Raw genomic sequence first — 23,398 nt, forward strand, 5'->3', positions numbered from 1 at the left:
AGCCTCAAAAGTATGAAAACAGCCTTGCCGACCACGTTTATTCGGGTGTGAAATCCCAACGAAAATGAGACCTTTGCCCCACCAAATTCAGAAGCACAGATGAACGTATTATTGATCGGGTCGGGAGGACGCGAGCACGCATTGGCATGGAAGCTCAGCCAAAGCAAGCGGATCTCGAAACTTTACATTGCTCCAGGCAACGCAGGGACCAAGAACGTAGGCACCAACGTTGACATCGACCCGCTCAATTTCGAAGCGGTGCGCGATTTTGTGCGAGGCAACGGCATTCTGATGGTGGTTGTCGGTCCAGAAGCACCGTTGGTAAGCGGCATTGTGGATTATTTCCAGAACGAACCATCTCTCAAGTACATTCCTGTTATTGGCCCTACCAAGGCGGGTGCGATGCTCGAAGGCAGCAAGGATTTCTCCAAGGAATTCATGGTGCGACACGGTATTCCAACCGCGCGCTATGATTCATTTACCTCAGATCGGTTGGAAGACGGTTTTCGCTTTCTGGAAACACTCAATGCACCGTATGTTCTCAAGGCCGATGGTTTGGCAGCGGGCAAAGGCGTGCTGATCTGTGATGAATTGGTCGAGGCACGGATTGAGCTGACCTCCATGTTGGTGGAGCACAAATTCGGCTCTGCATCAGACAAAGTGGTCATTGAGGAATTCCTGAAAGGCATTGAGCTGTCTGTTTTTGTGCTGACAGACGGAAAGAATTACAAGATTCTTCCATCTGCAAAGGATTACAAACGCATTGGCGAAGGAGATACAGGATTGAACACGGGCGGCATGGGCGCGGTTTCGCCCGTTCCATTTGCCGATCAGGAGTTCATGAACAAGGTCGAAGAACGGATTGTAAAACCCACGGTGCAAGGATTGGCGAAAGACAACATCGACTATCGCGGTTTCATTTTCATCGGGTTGATGAATGTGGGAGGCGAGCCGTTTGTGATCGAGTACAACGTGAGAATGGGCGACCCAGAGACCGAAGTGGTCATTCCGCGCATCCAAACCGACCTTATCGATCTCTTTGAAGCAGTAGCAGACCAAAGCTTGGACCGTGTGCAGCTTCTGGTGGATCCGAGAACGGCCTGCACGGTCATGCTGGTTTCAGATGGATATCCTGGTTCGTACCAGAAAGGATTGAAGATCGGTGGCTTGGAAAAAGTGAAGGACAGCGTGGTCTTTCATGCAGGAACCAAGGACGAGAACGGAGATGTGCTGACCAATGGCGGTCGCGTGCTTGCAATTACATCCTACGGAGAAAATATGACAGAGGCGCTGGAGCAGTCTTACGCCAACGCGCATGTAGTAAAATACGAAGGGAAATATTTCCGCTCGGATATCGGATTCGACCTGTAAGGCGAATTAGCGGTTCGGAACCTCTTCGCTCTGGAAACCAACCAACTTTACGGTCCAGTAAACCAGCGCAAGGGCAAAAATGACGATGAGCAGGTAGTTGAAGTTGTTTCCACCAGCTTTCAGAATATCAAACGACCACAGAAACAGGTCGCGAATCGGATAAAGAATATCTTGCAGGTTCATGCGTGCTGTATTGATGCGGCAAATATATCCAATATTTGAAACCGCGTAAGTAAACGGGACATGCTCACATCCATCCTTCGGTCAAATACCATTTTGGGCTTTTTGCTCGGATACCTGTTTTCGGCAGCGCTATTGGTTGTCCCATACATTCTCTTAGATCAAAATGCACTTACCAACGACCTGCTCTATTCGCATTGGGCTTTTGCTTGGCTGCATGAAAATGTTGCGTTCCTGCCTTGGCTCGGCCTGTTGCTGATCGCGCTTGCGGCCATTCTTTCGCGTTTGCGCACGCGCGAAACGAAACCCGTTCTTGGAGACAGGAACCTGCTCATGGTGTCGTTCGTCAGCATCATCATGGCGCAGCCGAAGATGGCACTTACACGGCCCGATGTGCTGGTTGCGCTCATTCTGATCCTCGGCCTGTTTCTTTTGCTGATGTATACCTACAAACAGGAATCGGTGCTTTCCGAAGTATTCCATGTCGGTCTGTTCTTGGGCGTAGCTTGCATTTTCGTAGGTCAATCTGTCTTGTCGTTGTTGGCGGTCGGTTTCGCGTTGGTCATTCTTCGAACGGGAAATTGGCGCGAATGGGCCGTGCTTTTCCTGGGCATTGCCATGGTGGCGGTATTCATTATGATGGTCACCATTTGGTACGAATCGCCTTTTCTGGCGTTTCAACGCGTGGTTCAATCCGCTTGGTTGGGCTCGCTTACGTTCGGCAAGGCCAATTCCGGACACATTGCGTTGCTGGTTGCTTCCATGGTTTCACTTTCTGGGCTCTTCGGAAGCCTGACCACAGGAACTGTTGCGGAACGCAACGTCTCATTGACCAATGCAGGGTGGCTTTTTGCGGTTGTGTTGATGGTTTTGCTGCTCGGTCTCGGTTGGCAGAACGGAATCATCATGGCAGCGTTTCCGCTCAGTTCAATGATGGCCAGAACACTTGAAAGCATCACGCGTTGGTGGTTGGCCGACCTGCTGCTCCTGATAATCCTTTCGGCACCGATTCTCAGTAGCCTATGGCCGCTTTGAAGCGGTTCAGGACATTATGAGCAACAGGACGCGCTTTCGCGGCTCCTTCAGACAACAGTTTTTCAATGAGTTCGGGGTTTTGCATCAGCTCGTCAAAACGGACGCGCTCCTCTTTGAATTCTTCCAGAATGAGTTCGAAAAGCGCCTGTTTGGCATGGCCGTAGCCGTAACCACCCTTCAGGTAATTCTGGCGCATTTCCTCAATTTTTTCAGGCGTAGCCAAGAGCGAATACAACGCAAACGCATTGCATGTGTCAGGATTCTTGGGGTCTTCCAAAGGCGTGCTGTCGGTAACGATTCCCATCACCTGTTTGCGCAGTTGTTTTTCGGGCAGGAAAACATCGATGAAATTGTTGTACGACTTGCTCATTTTGCGGCCATCCGTGCCAGGAATTACCATTACGTCCTCGCTGATCTTGGCATCAGGAAGCACAAAAATGTCCTGCTTCAATTGGTGATTGACCGTTCCTGCCATGTCGCGCGTCATTTCCAGATGCTGCTTTTGGTCTTTCCCTACGGGAACGATATTGGCATCGTACATCAGAATGTCGCACGCCATCAGCACAGGATAGATGAAAAGTCCCGCGTTCACATCCGAAAGATTCTCAGATTTATCCTTGAACGAATGCGCATTCGCCAACATCGGAAACGGTGTGAAGCAACTCAGATACCACGTCATCTCGGCCACTTCAGGAATATCAGACTGGCGGTAGAAAACGACCTTGTCCGTGTCCAGACCGCAGGCCAACCAAGCGGCAGCCGTTGCCAGCACATTTGCTTTTCGGGTAGCTGCATCTTTGATGGTGGTGAGCGAGTGCATGTCGGCTATGAACAGATACGCCTCGTTCTTCGGGTCTTTCGAAAGTTCGATGGCAGGACGGATGGCACCGAGAATGTTTCCCAAATGCTGCCGCCCCGAACTCTGAATTCCTGTAAGTATTCTTGCCATGTTCGGTCGTTTGAAGACAGTTGCCAAAAGTAGAAATAGGTGTAGAGTTATTAAGTTACTTGTTATTGGTTATTTGGTGGTTTGCTTTGAATAACCAATAACTCATTAACCGATAACTACATTTATCGCATGTCCAAGATCTTTTGGCCGTTCAAAATGCTGTGGAGAGGATGGTTCTTCGTGAGCTGCTTCCTCACGCTGATGCCGTTGTTTCCGTTCTTCTACTATTTCGTTCACAACGAAAAGCACTTCAAAAAGGCCATGTTCCTGAAGCGTATCTGGGCACGCATGATCTGTTTCGTGACGGGTGTTTGGAGCACCGTGGAGGTGGAAGAACCGCTCGTAGATGGCCCGTACATCATCGTTCCCAACCATGTTTCGTTTGTGGATATCGTGCAATCGTACATCGCATTTCCCATCTATTTCCATTACATGGGAAAGGTACAATTGGGCAAATGGTGGTTCTTCAACATTTTCTTCCACAAGATGAATATCCTGATCGATCGCACGAACCTGCGGGCTTCTTACAACTCGTATCAGCGCGCGGCCGATGACCTTAAAAAAGGCATTTCCATTGGCGTTTATCCCGAATCGATCATTCCCGATAATCCTCCGAAGATGCTGCCCTTCAAGAACTCACCGTTCAAGATCGCCATCGAAGCACAAGTTCCCGTTGTTCCCGTTACTTTTGTGGGCGGCTGGAAAATTCTGCCCGCCAAACCACACGTGTGGGAAGGCGGTAGACCTGGAGGAACGTTCATCAAAATTCACCGTCCGATTCCTACAAAAGGAATGACCGTGAAAGATGTGGACAGCCTGCGGGACAAGGCACAGGATGTGATCCGACAAGAACTGAAACGACATGGATATAACGGATAAAACGGTTGATGAGCTGGCGCACTTGGCGCGATTGCAGTTTGAAGGCGAGGAAAAAGAGCGCATCAAGAAGGATCTGAACAAGATCCTCACCTTCATGGAAAAGCTGAATGAGCTTGATACCGATGGCGTGGAACCGCTCATTTACATGTCGGAAGAACTGAACGTGATGCGCAAGGACGAGAAGAAACAGACCATCACACAAAAGCAAGCACTCAAAAACGCTCCGAAAGCCGATTCAGATTACTTCAAGGTTCCGAAGGTTCTAAAGAATCCAGATGCTGAATAGCTCGGATTCGCTTTCGTTCAGAGAAATAATGTTGAAAACGTTTCTTACAAACGGCTGAACGTTTGAAGAAACCATCTATTTTTGATAACCATGTTTAAGGTTGCATAACTTGGTTATCCATGAAAGAGTATTATAGCATTTCGGAAGTAGCCGACCTTCTGGGCAAGAGCAAGGAGACGCTGAGACGTTGGGACAACAACGGAAAGTTGACCGCAGTGCGCGAACCGATGAGCAACTATCGGGTTTACCACAAAGATCAGCTGCGCATTTTCGATGAGTTGGCGTTTCTGTTCAATGAGGCTGAAACACAGGACGCGGTCAAAGCAAAACTTGATTATTCGGTTTTAGAATTGTTTGCAGGTGCCGGTGGGCTTGCCATCGGTCTGGAACAGTCAGGACTGAAATGTGTAGGACTCAACGAGATCGATCATTGGGCAGCTGAAACGCTGAGAAGGAACCGCCCGAACTGGAACGTGATGGAAGGGGATGTCCGCAATATGGATTTCTCCGAATTTGAAGGAAAAGTTGATGTGGTCACAGGCGGATTTCCGTGTCAGGCGTTCAGCTACGCTGGGAAAAAGCTGGGGCTGAAAGACGCTCGCGGAACGCTCTTCTACGAATTTGCGCGCGTGGTACAGCAGACCAGGCCACTGATCTGCATGGGCGAAAATGTCCGTGGGCTTCTGAACCATGATGGTGGTAGAACGCTTGAAGGTCTGCGCTCCATTTTGGACGAGATCGGGTATCGGGTTCTGGAGCCGAAAATTCTCAAGGCAATTTTTTATAATGTTCCTCAAAAAAGAGAGCGTTTGATCTTGATCGGCATCAGAAAGGACGTTGATGTCGATTTCCTTTTTCCGAAACCATACAAAAAGATCTACACCGTAAAGGACGCCCTGAAGGCCGGAGAACTTTACGCCACCGATGTGCCGAAATCTGCTGGTTCCAAATACCCCGAACACAAGAAGAAGGTCTTAGATCTGGTTCCTCCAGGAGGTTATTGGCGCGACCTTCCAATTGACCTCCAAAAGGAGTATATGCAGAAGAGCTTTTATCTCGGAGGAGGTAAAACAGGGATGGCACGTAGGATAAGTTGGGATGAACCAAGCCTTACCCTAACATGCAGTCCAGCGCAGAAGCAAACGGAAAGATGCCATCCTGATGAAACCAGGCCATTTACCGTTAGAGAGTACGCGCGGATACAGACATTTCCGGATGATTGGAAATTTGCGGGCGCTGTTTCACAACAGTACAAACAGATCGGCAATGCCGTTCCGTGCAACCTTGCCAAAGAGCTCGGTTTTTCATTGGTCCGGTTTCTGAATAGTGCTTATTCTTCCAAGCTCATTGATGCCAGAACACAAAAGACCGTTGTAAGTGGATGATGTGACATTGCTTACTTTCACCGTTCATAAACAGCTTGAACGGAATGGCAAAACTCAATTGGATCTCTGACGGGAATCTGAACGCAGCAGTTTCTCACCTGCTTGAAAAGGCGAAAGCTGCAAAATCAGCAGCTGAAAAGGAGTTTGGAAAGAATGTCATAGACCCGTTCTCAGCACTTTTCGAGATTGCCGCATTCGAATTGAATTATGACGATTGGAAGAAAAGTGAAACCGCGCGTCAGGCACAGAAAACGCTTCAGAATCACGTTGGGGAATTTCATCAACGAATATTGGGAAGCGTTGACGGTTGGGAGAACTTGGAAGTTGGAAACGAGGTTGATCTTGCAAATCACAACCGGAAGATCATTGCCGAGATAAAGAACAAGTACAATACCATGAAAGGCAGCGACAAGTCTGGTCTTTACCACACGCTCGATGACCTGACAATGAGGAAGTCAAGTAAATTCCGCGGCTATACTGCTTACTACGTTACAATTATTCCAAACAGGAAGGCCAAGTTCAATAAGTTGTTTACGCCTTCTGATAAGAGTAAAGGAGCGAAGTGTCCTCCCAATGAATTGATCAGAGAAATTGATGGGGCAAGTTTTTATGATCTGGCAACTGGTGTCACCAACTCATTGAAAGAACTTTTCGAGGTGTTACCTTCTGTTGTGTCCGAAGTGAGTGAAGGAAAACTATCCGTTTCTAAAGAAGAGGTGCAACAGTTTTTTGCCGCTGCGTACGGAGTGCTGGAGAAACCAAGATGATGAGAAGGGCTCACCGGACCGATTCCGATTACTCAAAGCTCCACATGTTCTTAAGAATCCTGATGCTGAATAACTATATATGACGATCACTATTTCAACCACGGTCGATGCGCCCATTGCCAAGGCGTGGGAAGTTTGGACCAAACCCGAATTTATTGTTCAATGGAATTTTGCAAGCGATGATTGGTGCTGCCCAAGCGCGGTGAATGACCTTCGACCAAATGGAAAATTTTCGTGGAGAATGGAAGCCAAAGACGGAAGTTTTGGGTTTGATTATGGCGGAGATTATGTGGAGGTTCTCGAAAATGAACGCATCGAGATGCTATTGGGAGACGGACGAAAGGTGGAGGTTCTGTTTGCACACCAGAACGGCCAGACAATTGTTACCGAGTCGTTTGAGACAGAAGATGTGAACTCGGCCGAAATGCAAAAACAAGGCTGGTCTGCCATTCTTGGTAATTACAAGAAGTGCGTTGAGGCAAACGCCTGACCACGTTCTGAAGCAACAAAAAAGGCCGCTTCCAACATCTGGAAGCGGCCTTTTCAATTTCGTAAATCGCTAATCAACAGAACTCATCAAAAGCGGCTGTCAAATTCTCCGCGATCATTTCCGCTGGGCGACCTTCAATGTGGTGGCGCTCAATGAAATGAACCAAGTTCCCGTCTTTGAAAAGCGCAATACTCGGACTGCTTGGTGGATAAGGCGCCATGTACTGACGTGCCTGCGCCACCGCATCTTTATCGAAACCCGCAAAAACCGTAGTTACTCGGTCTGGCGTTTTGCTGTGCTTTACGGCCATTTTCATGGCTGGGCGGGCATTGCCTGCGGCACAACCACAGACCGAATTGATAAAAACCAACGTGGTTCCATCAGCCTTGATGGCGTTATCAACGTCTTCGGGTGTAAGCAGTTCCTCAACACCTGCTGAGGTAATGTCCTGCTTCATCGGTATAACTATTTCTGGAGGATACATATCACAAATTTTTAGGTTCAGAAATCAAATTTCGGTGTCCAAAGTTACCGTTTATCTAAACCCATTCTAAATAACTTTGTTCTGCTCAAAAGCGAATGCGTATGCGCTACAATCTCAGCGAAATCAAAGCCGTTATCGAGGACAGGCGGACCATCCATCCAGAAAATTACTCCACCCGTGTGGTGCAAAAGGAAATAATCAAGGAATTGCTCGATGCCGCTAAGTGGGCACCCACGCATCGGTACACGCAACCGTGGTTCTTCAAAGTATTTGTTGGAGATGGGTTGAAAAAACTCTCCGAATTCCAGTCTGAACTTTACAAAGAGGTGAAAGGTGATGCGTTTGAGGAAGAGAAATATCAAAAGTTGAAAGCACGCCCGCTGATGGCAACAGCCATTATCGGTATCGGAATGAAGCGGGATGAAGCAGAACGCGATCCCGTTGAGGAAGAAATTGCTTCCGTTGCGATGGCTGTTCAGAACATGAAACTGTTGGCAGCCGCACACGGGATTGGAGCATTTTGGGCTTCTGGCGGGGTAACTTATTTGCCGCAGACCAAAGAATGGATCGGGTTGGGAGAAAAAGACAAATTCCTCGGATTCCTTTATCTTGGTTACCCGAAAGATGGTTGGCCGCGAAAGACGCGCAGAAAGCCACAGGAATATTACACAGAATGGGTTGAATAACCCCTCTGCCTTCGGCATTCTCCCCCAAGGGGAGAACGTTTTTGGGGCTTTACCTACGTACTTACTTTATTCGTTCACATGTATTATTCGTATCAGTTTTGAGTTGGAAAGACTTTTTTAAAGGAAATGGCACGGTTTCAACCTCTAAGGTGCCATGGAAGAATCTGACAGAGGAGCAACAGATTCAGAATATTGTAGAGCTATCGCACGAAAAACCGCAGCTGATCTTTAAGCACAGCACGCGCTGTTCCATCAGCATAATGGCCAAAAGCAGATTGGACTCGGATTGGAACCTGGAAAACGTGGAACCGTGGTACCTCGACCTGCTTTCCTATCGCAATGTTTCCAATGCGGTGGCATCACAATTGGGCGTGCAACACGAATCTCCGCAGGCCATTCTGCTGAAAGATGGCGTGGTCGTGCATGACAGTTCGCACAATGCTATTTCACTTCGCGAGTTGAGGAGGTGGGATAGGTAAAGAATTTCCCGACAATTTGTCGGCACAATGTCACCAAACGCTATATTTGGGGAAAGCCTCAAATAAATGGTATTGCTTGATATTGGGAGTTGGTGGAATGGCCTGATGACGGTAGAAAAGATCTACTGGGGCATCGCCATTCTTGCATCTATTTTCTTTCTCATTCAACTGGTCATCACGTTCATGGGAGCGGATGCGGATGTCGATATGGAGATGGACCTTTCTACCGATATGGAAGTGGAAATGGACCACGGAATGGGATTTCAGTTCTTCACGCTGAAGAACCTGCTGGGCTTTTTCACACTCTTCGGCTGGACGGGTCTCGGCTGCCTGGACATGGGACTTTCATTGTTCCCGACCTTGGCCATTTCGAGTGCCAGCGGACTGGTAATGATGACCATCATGGCCACTATTTTCTACTTTATGAGCCAAATGACAGACAGCGGCACCATCAACATGAAAAACGCCATTGGTCAGACAGGAACCGTTTATTTGGTCATTCCTGCCAAACGTGCAGCCATTGGCAAGGTGAGTTTGGAAATTCAGGGAAGGAACATGGAGATGAATGCGATTACTGATGATGAGACCGAAATCCCGACAGGAGGGGTGGTCGTGGTCTCGCAGGTCATCAACAACGGTCTTCTATTAGTAAAACGTCAATAATCTAAACCTATGAGTTATATCATTATCGGAGTAGTTGCGGGAATTCTGTTCCTGTTTGTGCTTATTGTTTCATTGCTGGCGCGATACAAGCGCTGCCCTTCTGACCACATTTTGGTGGTTTATGGTAAGGTCGGTAGCGATGCCGAAGGCGGCCGTTCGGCCAAGTGTATTCACGGTGGCGCGGCTTTCATTTGGCCGATCTTTCAGGATTACGCCTTTTTGGATCTGACACCGCTTTCCATTGAGGTGAATCTCACATCTGCATTGAGCCGTCAGAACATCCGTGTGGATGTACCGTCACGCTTTACCGTTGGTATTTCTACAGAACCAGCCACCATGGTCAATGCGGCCGAGCGTCTCCTTGGTCTTTCCAAGCAGGATATTCACAACCTCGCCATCGACATCATTTTCGGTCAGTTGCGTCTTGTGGTTGCCACCATGGACATTGAAGAGATAAACAACAACCGCGACAAGTTCCTCTCGAACGTGGCAAGCAACGTGGAGGCGGAATTGCAGAAGATCGGCCTCAAGCTCATCAACGTGAACGTAACGGACATCAAGGATGAGTCAGGCTACATCGAAGCACTTGGAAAAGAAGCGGCCGCTAAAGCGGTGAACGATGCAAGAAAGACCGTTGCCGAGAAAAACCGTGATGGTTCTATCGGTGAATCGATCGCGCAGAAAGATGAGCGAGTGCAAGTAGCTGCGGCCATTGCTGAGGCGAAGATCGGGGAAGCGGCAGCGAATCAGAACGAGCGTGTTCAGGTGGCAAGTGCCGATTCGAAAGCAAAAGTGGGCGAGGCTGAGGCCAACGCCAACGCGAGAATCGGAGAAGCCGAGGCCCAGAAACAGGAAAGAATGAGTGTTGCCGAGGCGAACGCCCGAGCGGTTGAGGGAGAAAACACATCAAGAATTGCCATTGCCGATTCAGACTCAGAGAGAAGGCAGCGGGAAGCAGAGGCGGTGAAAAAAGCGGTGGCGATGGAAAAGGTTTCTCAGGCGAGAGCCTTGGAAGAGGCCTACGCGGCTGAGGAAAAAGCAGAACGCGCCCGTGCCGAGAAAGAGCGCGCCACGCAAACTGCCAATCAGGTTGTAAGCGCGGAGGTTGATAAGACCAAGATCGAGATCGATGCCGAGGCGGAAGCAGAGCGCATCCGAAGAATTGCCAAAGGTGAGGCCGATGCGATCCTGTTCAGAAAACAAGCGGAGGCACAAGGTCTTTACGAGGTATTGAGCAAGCAGGCGCAAGGTTTCCAACAATTGGTCAGCGCGGCTGGAAACAACTCGAAAGATGCAGCCATGCTGATGATCGCGGACAAACTGGAACAGCTTGTAAGACTTCAGGCCGAGGCCATCCAGAATGTGAAGATCGACAAGGTGACGGTTTGGGACAGCGGTTCGAAAGGAAAGGACGGCAAGACAAACACGGCCGACTTCATCTCTGGAATGTACGGTTCCGTTCCGCCTTTGCAGGAGATGTTCCAAATGGCAGGGTTGAATCTGCCTGAATACCTGAAAGGAAAAGAGGGTGGAGATGAGGAAGTTCAGGATGCTGGGGTGGAAGAAAAACCAGCACCGAAATCTGCTCCAAAGGATGACTCCGACAAGAACGAAAAAGAGGAAAAGTAAATGACAGCTGACGAAACGAAAACCATGTTGGCCTTGCTGGTGCAACTGGCAAAGGCCGATGGAACGGTCGATCTGAAGGAGGATTTCTTCATCAAACTGTTTGCCCACAACAACTCCGTGGACCCAGGTGAATTTGACCGCATCTGTCGTTCGCCCGAAATGTATGCGCGCAATCTCGGTTCGCTTACTGATAAGGAAGACGTGTTTGTGCGCCTGTGCAGTTTCGTGTATTTCGACATGAAAGCGGATGATGCCGAGTTGGAATGGTGCCGCAACGTGGGCCGTCAACTGGATCTTTCCGCCACCAAGGTGGACGAGGTCATCAGCACCATCCAAACCAGCGATGCGCCTTTGTCGGTGCAAGAACTTACCGAACTGGTCAAAGCATAAAATGAAGGCAATTATCTTAGGGCGAAATTCAACCCGATGAGATACCTTTTCCTGTTGGCCGTTCTTGGCCTTGTAAGCTGTTCGCAACCAAAGCAAGAAGAAGCGGTTGCCGAAACACCATCTTGCGAATACAATGATTTCAAAACCCCTGGCAATTATCAGGCTGGCGGAGTTCAGATGATCGACCTGAAAGAAGGCTACAAGGTTTGGACGAAGCGTTTTGGAAACAGCCCGATGAAAGTGCTGATCCTGCACGGTGGCCCAGCGGGAACGCACGAATACTTGGAGAGCTTCCAGAGCTTTTTCCCGAAGGCGAATATTGAGTTTTTTGAATACGACCAGCTTGGTTCGTATTACTCCGATCAACCGACTGACACCAGCCTTTACAACATACCACGGTTTGTAGAGGAGGTAGAGCAGGTGCGCCAGAAATTGGGTTTGAACAAGGACAACTTTATTCTTCTCGGACAAAGTTGGGGCGGTATTCTTGCCATGGAATATGCACTCAAGTACCAACAGAACCTGAAAGGATTGGTAATCTGCAACATGACGGCCGATTTCCATAAATACGCGGCTTACAACAACAAACTCCGCGAAGAACTCCGCCCGAGTTTGGTGGACACGCTGAAGATGTATGAAGACGCGGGCGATTACTCAAACCCTGTTTACTTGGAATTGGTGGAGAAGGAATTCTACGCCAAACACATTTGCCGCATTTATCCATTTCCTGAGCCAGTTGCGCGCAGCTTCTCGCACTTCAACATGGATGTTTATACCTATATGCAAGGCCCAAGCGAGTTTGTTCCAGGCGGTATTCTGAAGGACTGGAGCGTTTGGGACAGATTGCATGAAATTTCTGTTCCCACGTTGATGGTCGGAGCCAAGTACGACAGCATGAACCCTGAGGAAATGAAGGAGATGTCAACCCTTGTTCAGAACGGGGAATACCTCTACTGCCCGAATGGCAGCCACCTCGCCCTGTGGGACGACCAGCAGGTTTTTATGGATGGGGTGATCGGGTTTATTCATCGGGTATTCGAATGAGAGCATTTCTGTAACTTCGTAATCGGAAATGTCTCAAAGACTTAAGGATGAATTACGAGCTGTCATTTCAGGAAAGAGCAAGGTTAGGTTCGGAGCAACTATCCAAGCAGTTATCAGTAACCTTGGAACAGGCGCGCCAACAAGCACAACGACTCAAAGCCTTAAGCAGGTCAAAGGTGAAGAAGCAGAGCGCATAAGTGCTTTTGCTCGCAGATCGGGGCTTTGGCAGGAAAGCATCGATATTTCAAACTATGTGAGCGAGGGCGCAGAACAGAGGGTTTATCTTAAAGACCAAGACCATGTTCTGAAACTGAATGATGCCATCTATTTTGAAACGTGGCGCGACTATCTGCACAATCTGTTGCTGCATAATTACTTTTTTACTGACACGGCCTATGAGCTGGTAGGATTTACACAAATAGACCATGTCTTGCATGCCATGGTAAAACAGCGATTTGTAATAAGTACGATACTTACAGACCTTTCTGAAGTTCGCAGTTTCTTGGAAACGAATGGTTTTAAGAATACGCGAAACAACGATTATTTACATGCTGGCGCTGGCGTTATTCTGGAGGATCTGCACGATGAGAATGTTCTTACTCAGAATGGCATGCTCTATTTTATTGACACAGTGTTTTATCTGACCCAAGCGTTTTGGACCGATGAACATGAATAGTTGAGCTACCTTGCCACCAACGGCAATTAAACGGGTTCTTTGGATGATGTGATCGGGTTTATTCACCGAACGTTTGAGGAGGATTAACGCCTTGCTCGGCTGAGCCGATAGGAAACCCCAACGGTTGGTAGGATGTAAGGTTTCCCGACCTTATTGATGAACGTAAACGGTTGGCCCAAGCTCCATATCAGGTTCATTCCAGCAAAACCCGAAAATCCTTTGTCAAGGTTCACTTTCCCGCGCAGCGTGACATAAGGATCCACACTTGCATTGAACAATGAGGCGGCAAGCCCCCCACCAACCTGAAACCCTGTGTTGTTCCAAAGAAACGCCATTCCCATATCCAAGTGGCCTTGAAGCAATGGCATGGCGGTTCCCAAGCCTGTTCGGAAATAGTAGTTGGCCACTTTGCGAGGAGAAAGAGGCACATAAAGCGTGTAGTGAACCGTTACCACAGCAGGGCCGAAAATGCTTAGACCGAATTCGCTGTTTCGCCAAATTAGCCCTGTATCCTGCTGAGCAACTTCGGCAAGCGTGTTTCGCAAGCGTTCCCGCTCGGTTTTACGGTAAGCGTTTCGTTCTGGCCGTTCCATCCTTGCGTATGCCACAAACTCCTTGTGCTGTTTCCACGAAGGAATGCGATACCCGATATAAGCACTTGGCCAAATAGAGAAAACGGGATAGTTGTTCCGTTTGCTTATCGTTGGCCCATATTCGGACTGGCCACCGATCAAGTAGAGTTTTGTCCCGAACAGGAATCCCGTGGGAGCCTGATACCGATACCCGACCGAGCCGAAGAGGTTGAATTCCATGTAGGCAGGGATAGGTTCCCAATATGGGTTTTGAGTTTGCGAGAAGTATACGTTCCATAGGCCACCACCAATCGTCAATCGGTTTCTGCGCCTCCCGAATTCGGCTGAAAGCGCGTATATCAGAGAGGCCCTGTATTTGATATATCCAGCGGTATAGGGACCGAGAGCTCCAGCACCGAAACGAATGTTCAAGGTCATGATGTCGGTCATGATCGGAGAACCCTCAAGGTTCAAGGTCACGCCTGTTCCCAGCCCTAAGAACTCAGTGTAGGAAGCAACCCTGCCCAAAAACGGGCGGAAGGCCACCTTACGGCCAGCACCATTCACATCATCGATCTTTGGGAGTTGAGCCAGGCCAAACTTCCCAACAAGAAGGATTAAAACAAGCGTAGTTGTCCAGCGCATGCGTTGGACAACGAAACGAAACAAAGAATAGTATTTGAAGCGTTCGGTTTGGTGTTAAACCGCCTCCACGGTCAACCCAGCATCCGTCTTGGTCACCTTGGCAACGCCCATAGAGGTTAGCCCTTTGATGCTCTTGTCCCACTGCTTTCCGCTGAGAGCAGATCGGGTTTTCAGGTCGTTCAGGTCCATGGGCGAGTTCTTGGCAAGAATGTCGAAAACAAGTTTCTCGTTCTCGTTCAGCTCTACTTTCTTCTCTGTCTTTTTCTCTGGCCGCATCTGAGGGAAGAACAGAATGTCCTGAATAGAATGCTGGTCGGTCAGCATCATGGCCAAGCGATCCATGCCGATGCCCATTCCTGAAGTTGGCGGCATGCCGTATTCCAATGCGCGCAAGAAATCCTGATCGATCATCATGGCCTCATCATCACCACGGTCGGCCAAACGCATTTGCTCTTCAAAACGCTCGCGCTGCTCCAACGGATCGTTCAGCTCAGAGTATGCGTTGGCAATCTCCTTTCCGCAGATCATCAGCTCAAAGCGCTCCACCAATCCTTCTTTGCTGCGGTGCTTTTTGGTCAGTGGCGACATTTCAACGGGATAATCCGTGATGAATGTTGGCTGAACATAATTCGCCTCACATTTCTCACCAAAGATCTCATCGATGAGTTTGCCTTTGCCCATGCTTGGGTCAACCTCCACGCCAAGGTCTTTGCACACTTGGCGCAATTCTTCCTCACCCATGCCAGTGATGTCAACACCTGTATGCTCCTTGATGGCATCCAGCATCGGTACGCGTGGATAAGGCGCTTTGAAGCTCACCTCCATGTTTCCGTACTTGATCTCGGTCGTGCCATTCAGCGCAATACAGGCTTTTTCGAGAAGCTTCTCGGTGAAGTCCATCATCCAATTGTAATCCTTGTAGGCCACGTAGATCTCCATCACCGTGAACTCAGGATTGTGTGTGCGGTCCATGCCTTCGTTACGGAAATCCTTGGCGAACTCGTACACGCCATCGAAACCGCCCACGATCAATCGCTTCAGGTAAAGCTCGTTCGCAATACGCAGATAAAGGGGAATGTTCAGCGCGTTATGATGCGTGATGAACGGACGTGCAGCTGCACCACCAGGAATGGCCTGCAGGATAGGCGTTTCCACCTCCAAAATATCATGCTCGTTGAAGTAATCGCGGAACACGCTGTAAAGCTTCGTGCGCTTCTTGAAAACCTCTTTGGTTTTCGGGTTCACCACAAGATCCACGTACCGCTGACGATAGCGGAACTCCGCATCGGTCACCGCATCATGCACCTTTCCGTCTGCATCGGTCTTTACCACAGGCAGCGGCTTCACCGACTTGGCAAGCACGGTCAATTCCTTCACATGTACTGAAGTTTCGCCAACCTGCGTTCTGAAAACATGCCCTTTAATGCCGATGAAATCACCGAAATCGAGCAGTTTCTTGAACACCTCATTATAAAGCGTCTTGTCATCGCCAGGGCAGATCTCGTCTCTCGCGATGTAGATCTGCACACGGCCAGAAGCATCTTGCAGCTCCGCAAACGAGGCTTTTCCCATCACACGCACGCTCATCAAGCGACCAGCAAGAACCACATCGTTCAACTCTTCGCCACCCTCGAAACGTTTCTTCAGGTCCGTAGCAAGAATGTTCACGGGGAATTCGGCCGCTGGATACGGGTCAATGCCAAGGTCTTCGAGCTTCTTCAGCGCATCGCGTCTGACAATCTCCTGTTCGCTTAGTTCGTGCATGCGTAAAATTTTGCGCAAAGATAACAGCCGAGGCCAAGGCTTCCTCGCTTCAAAACTTTGAGACACACTATATTCGCGTTCGCATGAAAAACAACCCCACAAGCCCCTCTGCCTTCGGCATCTCCCCAAAGGGGAGAATCCTGCTTGCAAGCAGCCTTCGTCTTTCCTTTGTTCTTGTTCTCTTTTTTCTTTTTTCTCCCGCCCAAGCGGGTGGAGGCAAGGAAGGCGACAAAACCCTTGGACAAACCCACTACAGCCCCGAACCGCAGTACAAAGCGGCCTTCGATTATTATTCGCGGTATGTGCCGATGAGCGATGGCGTGAAGCTGGCGGTGGATGTCTTTCTCCCAAAGAATTTGGAGGAAGGAAAGAAGGTGCCGACCGTAGTTTATTTCGTTCGGTATGTGCGAACATTCGAGCTCAAAGCCTTTTGGCGTGGACTGAAAGACCCAGCTTTCGGAAGTGTTGCCGAGGATGAGGTCAAGTTCTTCAACTCGCACGGTTATGCTGTCGCGATTGTTGACTTGCGCGGAACGGGCGCGTCTTATGGTCACCGCGACATGGAATTTTCGCCACAGGAAGTGAACGACATGGGGCAGATGCTCGATTGGATCGTGAAAGAACCGTGGTCTGATGGGAAGACCGCCACCACTGGAATCTCCTACACGGGAACAACGGCCGAGTTGGCGCTCATTACGAAGCACCCATCGCTGAAAGCGTGTGTTCCGCGCAGCAATATCTGGGACCTCTATACCGACATCGTTTTTCCAGGAGGAATCCGTCAGTCACCGTTCATTAAGGTTTGGAAGTTGACCACCAACTCGCTGGATAACAATAACATGTCGGTTTTCGGGAAGAAGATCGACACGTTTGTGAAACAGCCGCACCCTGTCGATGGCGACAAAAAGGGAGAGGAGCTGCATGTGGCCATGGAGCAGCACAAGGACAACTACGACATTTTCGATGGCCTTTATCGCATTGAGGCGCGTGATGAACCAGACCGTGGCCACGGTGCGGAGCTAACGGCAGACGACTGTAGCATTCACAACCGTAAAGAAGACATTCAGGCGGGTGGTGTTCCGATCTTCCGTATCTCGGGTTGGTTCGATGGTGCGCTTCCGAACTCGGTTTTCAAAGGTTTTTGGAACACTTCGAACACCAAGCGGGTGATGATCGGTCCTTGGGATCATGGTCCAGGGCAATACTTCACCAATTTCACAGGAAACAAGGAAAAGGAACTCAACATCAAAATGGAGATACTGCGGTTCCTGGATCAATATGTGAAGGGAATCGACACGGGATTGGATAAGGAACCGCCAGTTAATTATTTCACCATGGGCGAGCAGGCGTGGAAGGCTTCCAACACGTGGCCCCCAAAAGAGGTGCAATCGACCGAGATGTTCTTTTCGCCAGAATTGCTTGAGAACGAAAAACCCGCCAAGGAAGAGATCGTGACGTACAATTGCGATTACAACACCACAACAGGCTACGGGGAAAAAGGTGGTGGCACACGCTGGAACTCATTGACCACGCTCTACAAATATGAGAAAACGTATTACGGCCCGCGAGGAGGTCAGGATCTGTTGATGGAGGTTTTTGATGGGCCCGTTCTGGAAAAGGATGTGGAGATAACGGGTCATCCAGAAGTTCATTTGAATTTGAGCACCAACACAGGAGAAGGCCATGTTTTCGCGTACTTGGAAGAAGTGCTTCCTGACGGCACCAGCCGCTACATCACCGAAGGGATGCTCGACATCAACCATGTGAACCTGTGCAAGGATGGCGATTATTCGTGCTGTTTTCCACAGCATTCGTTCAAAGAGAAGGACATGGTGAAACTCAAACCAGATGAGTTTAAGAAGACGGTCATCAACATGATTCCGACCAGTTATACGGTCATGGCGGGCAATCGAATCCGAATGGCAATAGGAGTGGCCGATAAGGATCATTTCGACATTCCCGAAGAAAGCATCCGACCAGAAAAACTGAATATCAAAACGGGCGGAGATAACGGTAGTTTTGTCCGTCTTCCTATTGTTTACAAAGACGTCAATTGACATGAAAGAACTTATCAAGGACTTCACGAATCAGGTAGCACATGCCATCGTTATCGGCAATGCCTACGAGCCATCTGATTGGAACGCGAACATCTCCAACGTGCTCATTTCTGGGCTCGGGGGCTCAGGAATAGGAGGAACGATAGCGGCTGAGGTTGTGGCTTCAGAGGCACGCGTGCCGATTGTCACCAACAACGGCTATTTCATCCCAAATTTTGTGGGCATCAACACGCTTTTCTTGGCGTGTTCGTATTCAGGAAATACCGAAGAAACCATTAGCGCAGCTAAGTTGGCGCATGAGGAAGGAGCCAAGATCGTGGTCGTTTCCAGCGGTGGAAAACTGAAGGAAATGGCCGATGAGTTCGGTTGGGATTTCATTGGCATTCCAGGAGGGCAGCCGCCACGTGCAAGTTTCGGGCTTTCATTCCCAGAAGTGCTGTACGTGTTGCATGCACACGACATCATTTCTAAAAAGTTTGAGAAAGAACTGGAAGCTGCGATCAAACTGTTGGATGACAACGAAATTGCGATTCAGGACGAAGCCAAGCAGGTAACGGAAAAGCTGTTCGGTAAAATTCCTGTGATCTATGCGGCAGATGGTTTTGGGGGTGTGGCCACGCGCTTCCGCCAGCAGGTGAACGAGAATGCTAAGATGCTCTGCTGGCATCACGTTATTCCAGAGATGAACCACAACGAACTGGTTGGGTGGAGAGACAAGAACGAAGACCTGGCAGTTGTCATTTTTCGCAACGAGACGGATTTCAAGAACATTCAAGCACGGATGGAAATCAACAAAGGCACGCTTTCGGAGTACACGAACACTATTGTTGAGGTTTGGTCGAAGGGAACATCAGACCTTCAGCGCGCGCTGTATCTGATTCACTTGGGAGATTGGGTTTCATTTTTCCTCGGAGAGAAAAAAGGTGTTGACATCACGGAGGTTAAGGTGATTGACCATTTGAAGGGCGAATTGGCCAAGTTGTAGCCCCCTAAATCCCCCAAAGGGGGACACACTCTGCGAACTCCGTGTCCGACTTTGTGTTCTCTGTAGTTAAATAATCTCTGCGACCTTTGCGCTGACTTTGCGTCTTTGCGGTTCAATGGAAAAGCACAACGTTTATTTCGAAGACAAAGGCCTCGTTCCGTACAAGGAATGTTGGGATTACCAGTTGGAACTGTTCCACGAAATGGTGGAACGCAAAAAGTGGAACAAGCTCAATCCAGAATACCCGAAGCACACAGAAAGTAGATTGATCTTCTGTTCGCATCCGCACGTTTACACATTGGGCAAAAGCGGAAAGGAGGAAAATCTCCTGCTAACGCAAAGCGAACTCAAGATACATGGCGCGGAGTTCTATCACATCAACCGTGGAGGCGACATCACCTACCACGGCCCAGGCCAAATTGTCGGTTATCCGATCTTCGACCTCGATTTCTTCTTCCACGACATCCATAAGTTCATCGATAAGCTCGAAGATGCCATCATCGCCACGTTGGCTGAATATGGCATCATTGCAGGTCGTGGACCTAAAGGTTTTACAGGCGTGTGGATCGATTGGGAAAAACCCGAAAAAGCACGGAAGATCTGCGCCTTCGGTATGCACACCAGCCGCTGGGTAACCATGCATGGCTTTGCACTAAATGTGAATACTGACCTGGAGTATTACAAGCACATCATTCCCTGCGGAATTGACGACAAAGCGGTCACTTCCATGCAAGCAGAGTTGAGGAAAGAAGTCAGTGAGCAAGAGGTGAAAGACAAACTGAAAGCTCAGATTGCCAAAGAACTCGGTATTCAAGAATTCGTGTAGCGCTTGCCGAAGCGGTTCAAATTCACTTCTTGGTCAATTTCCGCCCCTTCGTAAATATGGTTTATCAGTTGCTCCGCGAAGTAAGGAGCAAGCATCACACCCTTGGAACCCATGCCATTGAACAGAAGCACGTTTTCCATTTCAGGGTGACGGCCAATGGTCGGTCTTCTGTCGGCTACGTTGGGGCGAATGGCCGCCTGAGCATCCAAAACCTCAAAGTCGATGTTTAAGGCCTTTTGTGCGCGTTCAAGCAACTCTTTGGTGGATTTTTGACTTGGTGTCTCATCCAAATTGTGCCATTCGTAAGTTGCGCCAAGGCGGAAGATGTTCTTCTCTTCCGTTGGGAACAGCAGAAACTGCTGGTTGTAGATTCTGTCGGGTGTTAGATCATCCGAAACGCGAACGGTAAGCATCTGACCTTTGGTTGGCCGAAACGGCAACCAGTTGAAGAACGGGTTTTCGGAGATGAAGCGACCTTCACAAAAAACAATACGGTCGGCTGAAATATCGTTGTATGTAATCGCTTTCTCAGTTTTAAGTGCTTGATAGGAGAGCTCATCCTCTACCAAAAGTTCTTTTTCTTTCAGGTAATTTCGATAGGCAGTTACCAATTTTTCAATTCGGACAAAACCCGAAATCTTTATTGTAACACTTCCGAGGACACTATTTTGAAACGGGCCTTCAGGAACTTTCTTCTCAACTGAATTGACATACGGAGAAAGTCGGTTTTCATCAACGGCCTGTTGCCACTCAGTTAGCTCACCCGCTGAACTTATCGGTTTCAGAATCGGGAAATCGTGCAACAGAAAATCAACGCCAAGTTGCTGTTCGAGTTCTCGGTAAGTCTGAACCAGAAATGGAAACAGTTCGTCAACCTTCCAGCTTTTCACTTTACGTTTAAGAACAACTGGGTTGTAGATTCCGCCAGCGATCAGCGAAGATGAATTTTCGGGGCAACGGTCAATAACCAGAAATGACTTTCCTGCCTTTTCGAGCTGGTGACAGAGATTCAGGCCAGCAATTCCGAGGCCGATGATCAGGTTCTCCGTCTGTTTCAAGTGCTATAGTTTGGACGTGTAATTGGCGCCAAACATAGACAAGGGAATGAACACGAAGAAATCCAGATAGAACCAATCAGGATAGACATCCGCAATGATCATATTGACCATGCCAAGGACCGTCAAGATGGCCCCAAGTGTCAGTCCAACGTTCATCGTATCTTCCTTCAGAATAAACCCGACCGTAACTCCACCTGCCAAGGAGCCGATGGCATGAGAAACAATGACCAGCACCAGCCCAATGACAGAAAGTGCCGAAATGGTCTGCCTGAGACCATCAATGGAAAGGCTGAAGACATCTAAGTTTCCAAAGAATTTGATGGAAGCGAACGTACCTGCTGTAACGAGCACAAAAGCTACCAGCAGACCAGCAATAACGGCTATGAACTTTTTCATGGTAGGGGAGGATTTGGTTACCCCAATTTAATGAAAAAGTAACGGAAGCCTACTCAGAATATTTTGTCAACGCCAGTTTGGCCGCGTTGTAAGCGTTCACGATGCCACCTGTTTTCGACAGTTTTTTGAATTTGGTCAACTTGGTAGGGTCGCGGTCCTCATCGGGCATCAACACTTTTTCTTTGGAAAAATCTGTGGCCGACTCCATCAGAAGTTCCCGCAACTGAACAGCGGTGATGTTGGGAAAATACGATTTGATGAGCGCGGCAACACCTGTAACCACAGGAGCGGCCATGCTTGTGCCATCAGCGAACTCGTACGTATCATCTGGCTTTGCCGAATAGATCTGTACGCCAGGCGCGAAAATGTCCAGTTTCTTCTTGCCATAGTTCGAAAAAACGCCAACCAAGTGGTCATCTTCGGTAGGGCCAGAAGCGCCAACGGCAAGCCACGTGGCGCATGGTTTCTTCTGGAAAGAGTAATACGGATTGGGATAATTGGCCACTTTGTCGATGTTGGCCGCGTCATTTCCAGCTCCGTGAACCATGAGCACGCCTTTGTCCTCGGCATACTTGATCGCCTCGTAAACAGCATCCACCTGCGGAGAATAAGGCTTACCGAAACTCATGTTCATGATCTGCGCGCCATTGTCGGCCGCATAGCGAATGGCGTTGGCCACATCCTTGTCGAACTCATCTCCGTTAGGAACGGTGCGAAGGATCATCAGTTCCACATTCTCGCAGATACCGTTCATACCGATATCGTTGTTTCGCACAGCGCCTACAATTCCTGAAACGTGCGTGCCGTGGTCGTTGTGCGGAGCAGAAACATCATTGTTTCCGTAGAAATGCTCGGATGTGTTCTCGTAATCATCACCTAAAACAGCACGGTCCACAAACCGTGGGTTATAGTGATATTCCAGTTTGTCCTTCAGGTATTTGTGGTAATCCATCAGCCCTTCGAAACTGAAGGTTTCGTCCTGCGCCAAACCCGCAAGAACACTTTGATAAAGTTTGAGGTCGTCTGATTCGGGTGCCCAGCTCAGCAGTTGCTCGGTCGTGTAATTCTCACCGAGTTCTGCCTTGGCGGTGCTGTCGGCAGCCTTGTAAACGGTGACAAACGCATCGATCTGTCCGAATTCGTTGGCAGACTCGTTCAGCTCTTTAAGGATCGTTTCCTCCGCTTTCTTGAACAGTTTGTAGTCTTCGCGATCGGCCTTGGCAACATCCTTTTCCGATTCAATCTCTCCGAACTTCGGTGCCAGTTTTCGGTAGATGCGTGTAATCTCCAGATTGGCCTCGTCCAAGTTCACACCAGCGGCATTTCCAAGAAAATTCCAGCCGTGGATGTCATCCACGTAGCCGTTCTTATCGTCATCAATTCCGTTTCCTGGAATCTCGTCCTCGTTTGTCCAAATGTGTTCTTTCAGGTCTTCGTGGTCGGTATCAACGCCCGAATCGATAATGGCCACCACGACTTTGGTCGGTTTGCGGTCTTTCAGCAGTTCGTAGGCTTTGTCGGTTCCAACGCCAGGTGTTCCTTCTGATGGGTCTTTGTGCTGCCAGCCTTTCAGCGAGTCGTCTTGCGCGAAACCCGTAAGTGAAATGACCAGCGAAAGGCCGATCGTTAGGAGTGTGCGATAATTGAAATTCATGGAGTTCTATTCTGTTTGGGCGGTAATGATACCGATGTTTTGCCAATG

24 protein-coding genes are annotated in these 23,398 nt (G+C 49.0%); 17 read left to right on the forward strand and 7 right to left on the reverse strand.

Annotated elements, in window-relative coordinates:
* The first annotated feature begins 99 nt into the window (after positions 1-99).
* Entirely contained in the window at positions 100-1,371 is a 1,272-nt protein-coding gene (purD, locus tag GC178_06615) for a phosphoribosylamine--glycine ligase (GenBank protein MBI1287235.1), read from the forward strand.
* Between the two features lie 243 nt (positions 1,372-1,614).
* The gene (locus GC178_06620; GenBank protein ID MBI1287236.1) at positions 1,615-2,586 is read left to right on the forward strand and encodes a hypothetical protein; all 972 of its coding nucleotides are present in this window, start codon (positions 1,615-1,617) and stop codon (positions 2,584-2,586) included.
* Here the strand turns inward: GC178_06620 and trpS are convergent.
* Positions 2,564-3,535 carry a tryptophan--tRNA ligase gene (gene trpS, locus GC178_06625; GenBank protein MBI1287237.1) on the reverse strand — a complete coding sequence of 324 codons (972 nt, stop codon included), beginning with the start codon at positions 3,533-3,535 and terminating at the stop codon, positions 2,564-2,566. The two genes, GC178_06620 and trpS, sit on opposite strands and share 23 nt — an antisense overlap.
* 129 nt (positions 3,536-3,664) lie before the next feature.
* On the opposite strand from trpS, the gene GC178_06630 reads away from it, so the two are divergent.
* From GC178_06630 to GC178_06650, 5 genes are all read left to right on the forward strand, one after another.
* Positions 3,665-4,414: a hypothetical protein gene (locus tag GC178_06630; protein ID MBI1287238.1), complete on the forward strand. Its 750-nt coding sequence runs from the start codon at positions 3,665-3,667 to the stop codon at positions 4,412-4,414.
* Positions 4,398-4,700, forward strand: coding sequence for an Asp-tRNA(Asn)/Glu-tRNA(Gln) amidotransferase subunit GatC (gene gatC, locus GC178_06635; protein ID MBI1287239.1), 303 nt, complete (start codon positions 4,398-4,400; stop codon positions 4,698-4,700). The genes GC178_06630 and gatC overlap by 17 nt, the downstream gene beginning before the upstream one ends.
* A 119-nt stretch (positions 4,701-4,819) precedes the next feature.
* The gene (gene dcm / locus GC178_06640) at positions 4,820-6,085 is read left to right on the forward strand and encodes a DNA (cytosine-5-)-methyltransferase (GenBank protein MBI1287240.1); all 1,266 of its coding nucleotides are present in this window, start codon (positions 4,820-4,822) and stop codon (positions 6,083-6,085) included.
* A 44-nt stretch (positions 6,086-6,129) separates the two neighbouring features.
* A complete protein-coding gene (locus GC178_06645) occupies positions 6,130-6,852 on the forward strand; it encodes an Eco47II family restriction endonuclease (protein MBI1287241.1) in 723 nt (240 codons plus the stop codon).
* A 79-nt stretch (positions 6,853-6,931) separates the two neighbouring features.
* Positions 6,932-7,342, forward strand: coding sequence for a polyketide cyclase (locus tag GC178_06650; GenBank protein MBI1287242.1), 411 nt, complete (start codon positions 6,932-6,934; stop codon positions 7,340-7,342).
* A 73-nt stretch (positions 7,343-7,415) separates the two neighbouring features.
* Here the strand turns inward: GC178_06650 and GC178_06655 are convergent, their stop codons facing one another.
* Positions 7,416-7,826: a BrxA/BrxB family bacilliredoxin gene (locus tag GC178_06655; GenBank protein MBI1287243.1), complete on the reverse strand. Its 411-nt coding sequence runs from the start codon at positions 7,824-7,826 to the stop codon at positions 7,416-7,418.
* A gap of 101 nt (positions 7,827-7,927) precedes the next feature.
* Here GC178_06655 and GC178_06660 point away from each other — a divergent pair, with 101 nt between their 5' ends.
* The 7 genes from GC178_06660 (at position 7,928) to GC178_06690 (ending at position 13,393) form a co-directional block, all read left to right on the forward strand.
* A complete protein-coding gene (locus tag GC178_06660) occupies positions 7,928-8,512 on the forward strand; it encodes a nitroreductase (GenBank protein MBI1287244.1) in 585 nt (194 codons plus the stop codon).
* A gap of 149 nt (positions 8,513-8,661) precedes the next feature.
* Positions 8,662-8,991: a bacillithiol system redox-active protein YtxJ gene (gene ytxJ, locus GC178_06665; GenBank protein MBI1287245.1), complete on the forward strand. Its 330-nt coding sequence runs from the start codon at positions 8,662-8,664 to the stop codon at positions 8,989-8,991.
* Positions 8,992-9,057: 66 nt separating this feature from the next.
* A complete protein-coding gene (locus GC178_06670) occupies positions 9,058-9,654 on the forward strand; it encodes a hypothetical protein (GenBank protein ID MBI1287246.1) in 597 nt (198 codons plus the stop codon).
* 9 nt (positions 9,655-9,663) lie between these two features.
* Positions 9,664-11,283 (forward strand): flotillin family protein, encoded by a 1,620-nt coding sequence (locus GC178_06675; GenBank protein MBI1287247.1) that lies wholly within the window; start codon positions 9,664-9,666, stop codon positions 11,281-11,283.
* Entirely contained in the window at positions 11,284-11,673 is a 390-nt protein-coding gene (locus GC178_06680) for a hypothetical protein (protein MBI1287248.1), read from the forward strand.
* 36 nt (positions 11,674-11,709) lie between these two features.
* Positions 11,710-12,717, forward strand: coding sequence for an alpha/beta fold hydrolase (locus GC178_06685; GenBank protein ID MBI1287249.1), 1,008 nt, complete (start codon positions 11,710-11,712; stop codon positions 12,715-12,717).
* A 28-nt stretch (positions 12,718-12,745) separates the two neighbouring features.
* Complete coding sequence (locus tag GC178_06690; GenBank protein ID MBI1287250.1) at positions 12,746-13,393, forward strand: hypothetical protein; 648 nt, start codon at positions 12,746-12,748, stop codon at positions 13,391-13,393.
* A gap of 83 nt (positions 13,394-13,476) precedes the next feature.
* Here the strand turns inward: GC178_06690 and GC178_06695 are convergent, their stop codons facing one another.
* Both GC178_06695 and lysS read right to left on the reverse strand, forming a co-directional pair.
* Positions 13,477-14,634 (reverse strand): hypothetical protein, encoded by a 1,158-nt coding sequence (locus GC178_06695; GenBank protein MBI1287251.1) that lies wholly within the window; start codon positions 14,632-14,634, stop codon positions 13,477-13,479.
* Between the two features lie 30 nt (positions 14,635-14,664).
* Positions 14,665-16,374: a lysine--tRNA ligase gene (gene lysS, locus GC178_06700; GenBank protein ID MBI1287252.1), complete on the reverse strand. Its 1,710-nt coding sequence runs from the start codon at positions 16,372-16,374 to the stop codon at positions 14,665-14,667.
* 83 nt (positions 16,375-16,457) lie between these two features.
* On the opposite strand from lysS, the gene GC178_06705 reads away from it, so the two are divergent.
* The 3 genes from GC178_06705 to lipB all read left to right on the forward strand — a co-directional run bounded on the left by GC178_06705 (position 16,458) and on the right by lipB (position 20,242).
* Positions 16,458-18,431: a CocE/NonD family hydrolase gene (locus tag GC178_06705; protein MBI1287253.1), complete on the forward strand. Its 1,974-nt coding sequence runs from the start codon at positions 16,458-16,460 to the stop codon at positions 18,429-18,431.
* 1 nt (position 18,432) lies between these two features.
* Positions 18,433-19,416 (forward strand): bifunctional phosphoglucose/phosphomannose isomerase, encoded by a 984-nt coding sequence (locus GC178_06710; GenBank protein ID MBI1287254.1) that lies wholly within the window; start codon positions 18,433-18,435, stop codon positions 19,414-19,416.
* A 115-nt stretch (positions 19,417-19,531) separates the two neighbouring features.
* Positions 19,532-20,242, forward strand: a complete 711-nt coding sequence (lipB, locus tag GC178_06715; protein ID MBI1287255.1) for a lipoyl(octanoyl) transferase LipB — start codon at positions 19,532-19,534, stop codon at positions 20,240-20,242.
* Here the strand turns inward: lipB and GC178_06720 are convergent.
* Genes GC178_06720 through GC178_06730 form a run of 3 tightly spaced genes read right to left on the reverse strand, consistent with a single transcriptional unit; the run spans position 20,227 to position 23,350 of the window.
* Positions 20,227-21,300, reverse strand: a complete 1,074-nt coding sequence (locus GC178_06720; protein ID MBI1287256.1) for an FAD-dependent oxidoreductase — start codon at positions 21,298-21,300, stop codon at positions 20,227-20,229. The genes lipB and GC178_06720 overlap by 16 nt on opposite strands.
* Before the next feature lie 3 nt (positions 21,301-21,303).
* The gene (locus GC178_06725; GenBank protein ID MBI1287257.1) at positions 21,304-21,696 is read right to left on the reverse strand and encodes a hypothetical protein; all 393 of its coding nucleotides are present in this window, start codon (positions 21,694-21,696) and stop codon (positions 21,304-21,306) included.
* A gap of 49 nt (positions 21,697-21,745) precedes the next feature.
* On the reverse strand, positions 21,746-23,350 hold the full coding sequence (locus GC178_06730; protein ID MBI1287258.1) for a S8 family serine peptidase: 1,605 nt from the start codon (positions 23,348-23,350) through the stop codon (positions 21,746-21,748).
* Between the last annotated feature and the right edge of the window lie 48 nt (positions 23,351-23,398).

This window comes from Flavobacteriales bacterium (assembly GCA_016124845.1).
GTDB lineage: Bacteria > Bacteroidota > Bacteroidia > UBA10329 > UBA10329 > UBA10329.

Coding starts and splice junctions, on each gene's coding strand:
- purD (MBI1287235.1), top strand. CDS start 100: ATGAACGTATTATTGATCGGGTCGGGAGGACGCGAGCACGCATTGGCA.
- GC178_06620 (MBI1287236.1), top strand. CDS start 1,615: ATGCTCACATCCATCCTTCGGTCAAATACCATTTTGGGCTTTTTGCTC.
- trpS (MBI1287237.1), bottom strand. CDS start 3,535: ATGGCAAGAATACTTACAGGAATTCAGAGTTCGGGGCGGCAGCATTTG.
- GC178_06630 (MBI1287238.1), top strand. CDS start 3,665: ATGTCCAAGATCTTTTGGCCGTTCAAAATGCTGTGGAGAGGATGGTTC.
- gatC (MBI1287239.1), top strand. CDS start 4,398: ATGGATATAACGGATAAAACGGTTGATGAGCTGGCGCACTTGGCGCGA.
- dcm (MBI1287240.1), top strand. CDS start 4,820: ATGAAAGAGTATTATAGCATTTCGGAAGTAGCCGACCTTCTGGGCAAG.
- GC178_06645 (MBI1287241.1), top strand. CDS start 6,130: ATGGCAAAACTCAATTGGATCTCTGACGGGAATCTGAACGCAGCAGTT.
- GC178_06650 (MBI1287242.1), top strand. CDS start 6,932: ATGACGATCACTATTTCAACCACGGTCGATGCGCCCATTGCCAAGGCG.
- GC178_06655 (MBI1287243.1), bottom strand. CDS start 7,826: ATGTATCCTCCAGAAATAGTTATACCGATGAAGCAGGACATTACCTCA.
- GC178_06660 (MBI1287244.1), top strand. CDS start 7,928: ATGCGCTACAATCTCAGCGAAATCAAAGCCGTTATCGAGGACAGGCGG.
- GC178_06670 (MBI1287246.1), top strand. CDS start 9,058: ATGGTATTGCTTGATATTGGGAGTTGGTGGAATGGCCTGATGACGGTA.
- GC178_06675 (MBI1287247.1), top strand. CDS start 9,664: ATGAGTTATATCATTATCGGAGTAGTTGCGGGAATTCTGTTCCTGTTT.
- GC178_06680 (MBI1287248.1), top strand. CDS start 11,284: ATGACAGCTGACGAAACGAAAACCATGTTGGCCTTGCTGGTGCAACTG.
- GC178_06685 (MBI1287249.1), top strand. CDS start 11,710: ATGAGATACCTTTTCCTGTTGGCCGTTCTTGGCCTTGTAAGCTGTTCG.
- GC178_06690 (MBI1287250.1), top strand. CDS start 12,746: ATGTCTCAAAGACTTAAGGATGAATTACGAGCTGTCATTTCAGGAAAG.
- lysS (MBI1287252.1), bottom strand. CDS start 16,374: ATGCACGAACTAAGCGAACAGGAGATTGTCAGACGCGATGCGCTGAAG.
- GC178_06705 (MBI1287253.1), top strand. CDS start 16,458: ATGAAAAACAACCCCACAAGCCCCTCTGCCTTCGGCATCTCCCCAAAG.
- GC178_06710 (MBI1287254.1), top strand. CDS start 18,433: ATGAAAGAACTTATCAAGGACTTCACGAATCAGGTAGCACATGCCATC.
- lipB (MBI1287255.1), top strand. CDS start 19,532: ATGGAAAAGCACAACGTTTATTTCGAAGACAAAGGCCTCGTTCCGTAC.
- GC178_06725 (MBI1287257.1), bottom strand. CDS start 21,696: ATGAAAAAGTTCATAGCCGTTATTGCTGGTCTGCTGGTAGCTTTTGTG.
- GC178_06730 (MBI1287258.1), bottom strand. CDS start 23,350: ATGAATTTCAATTATCGCACACTCCTAACGATCGGCCTTTCGCTGGTC.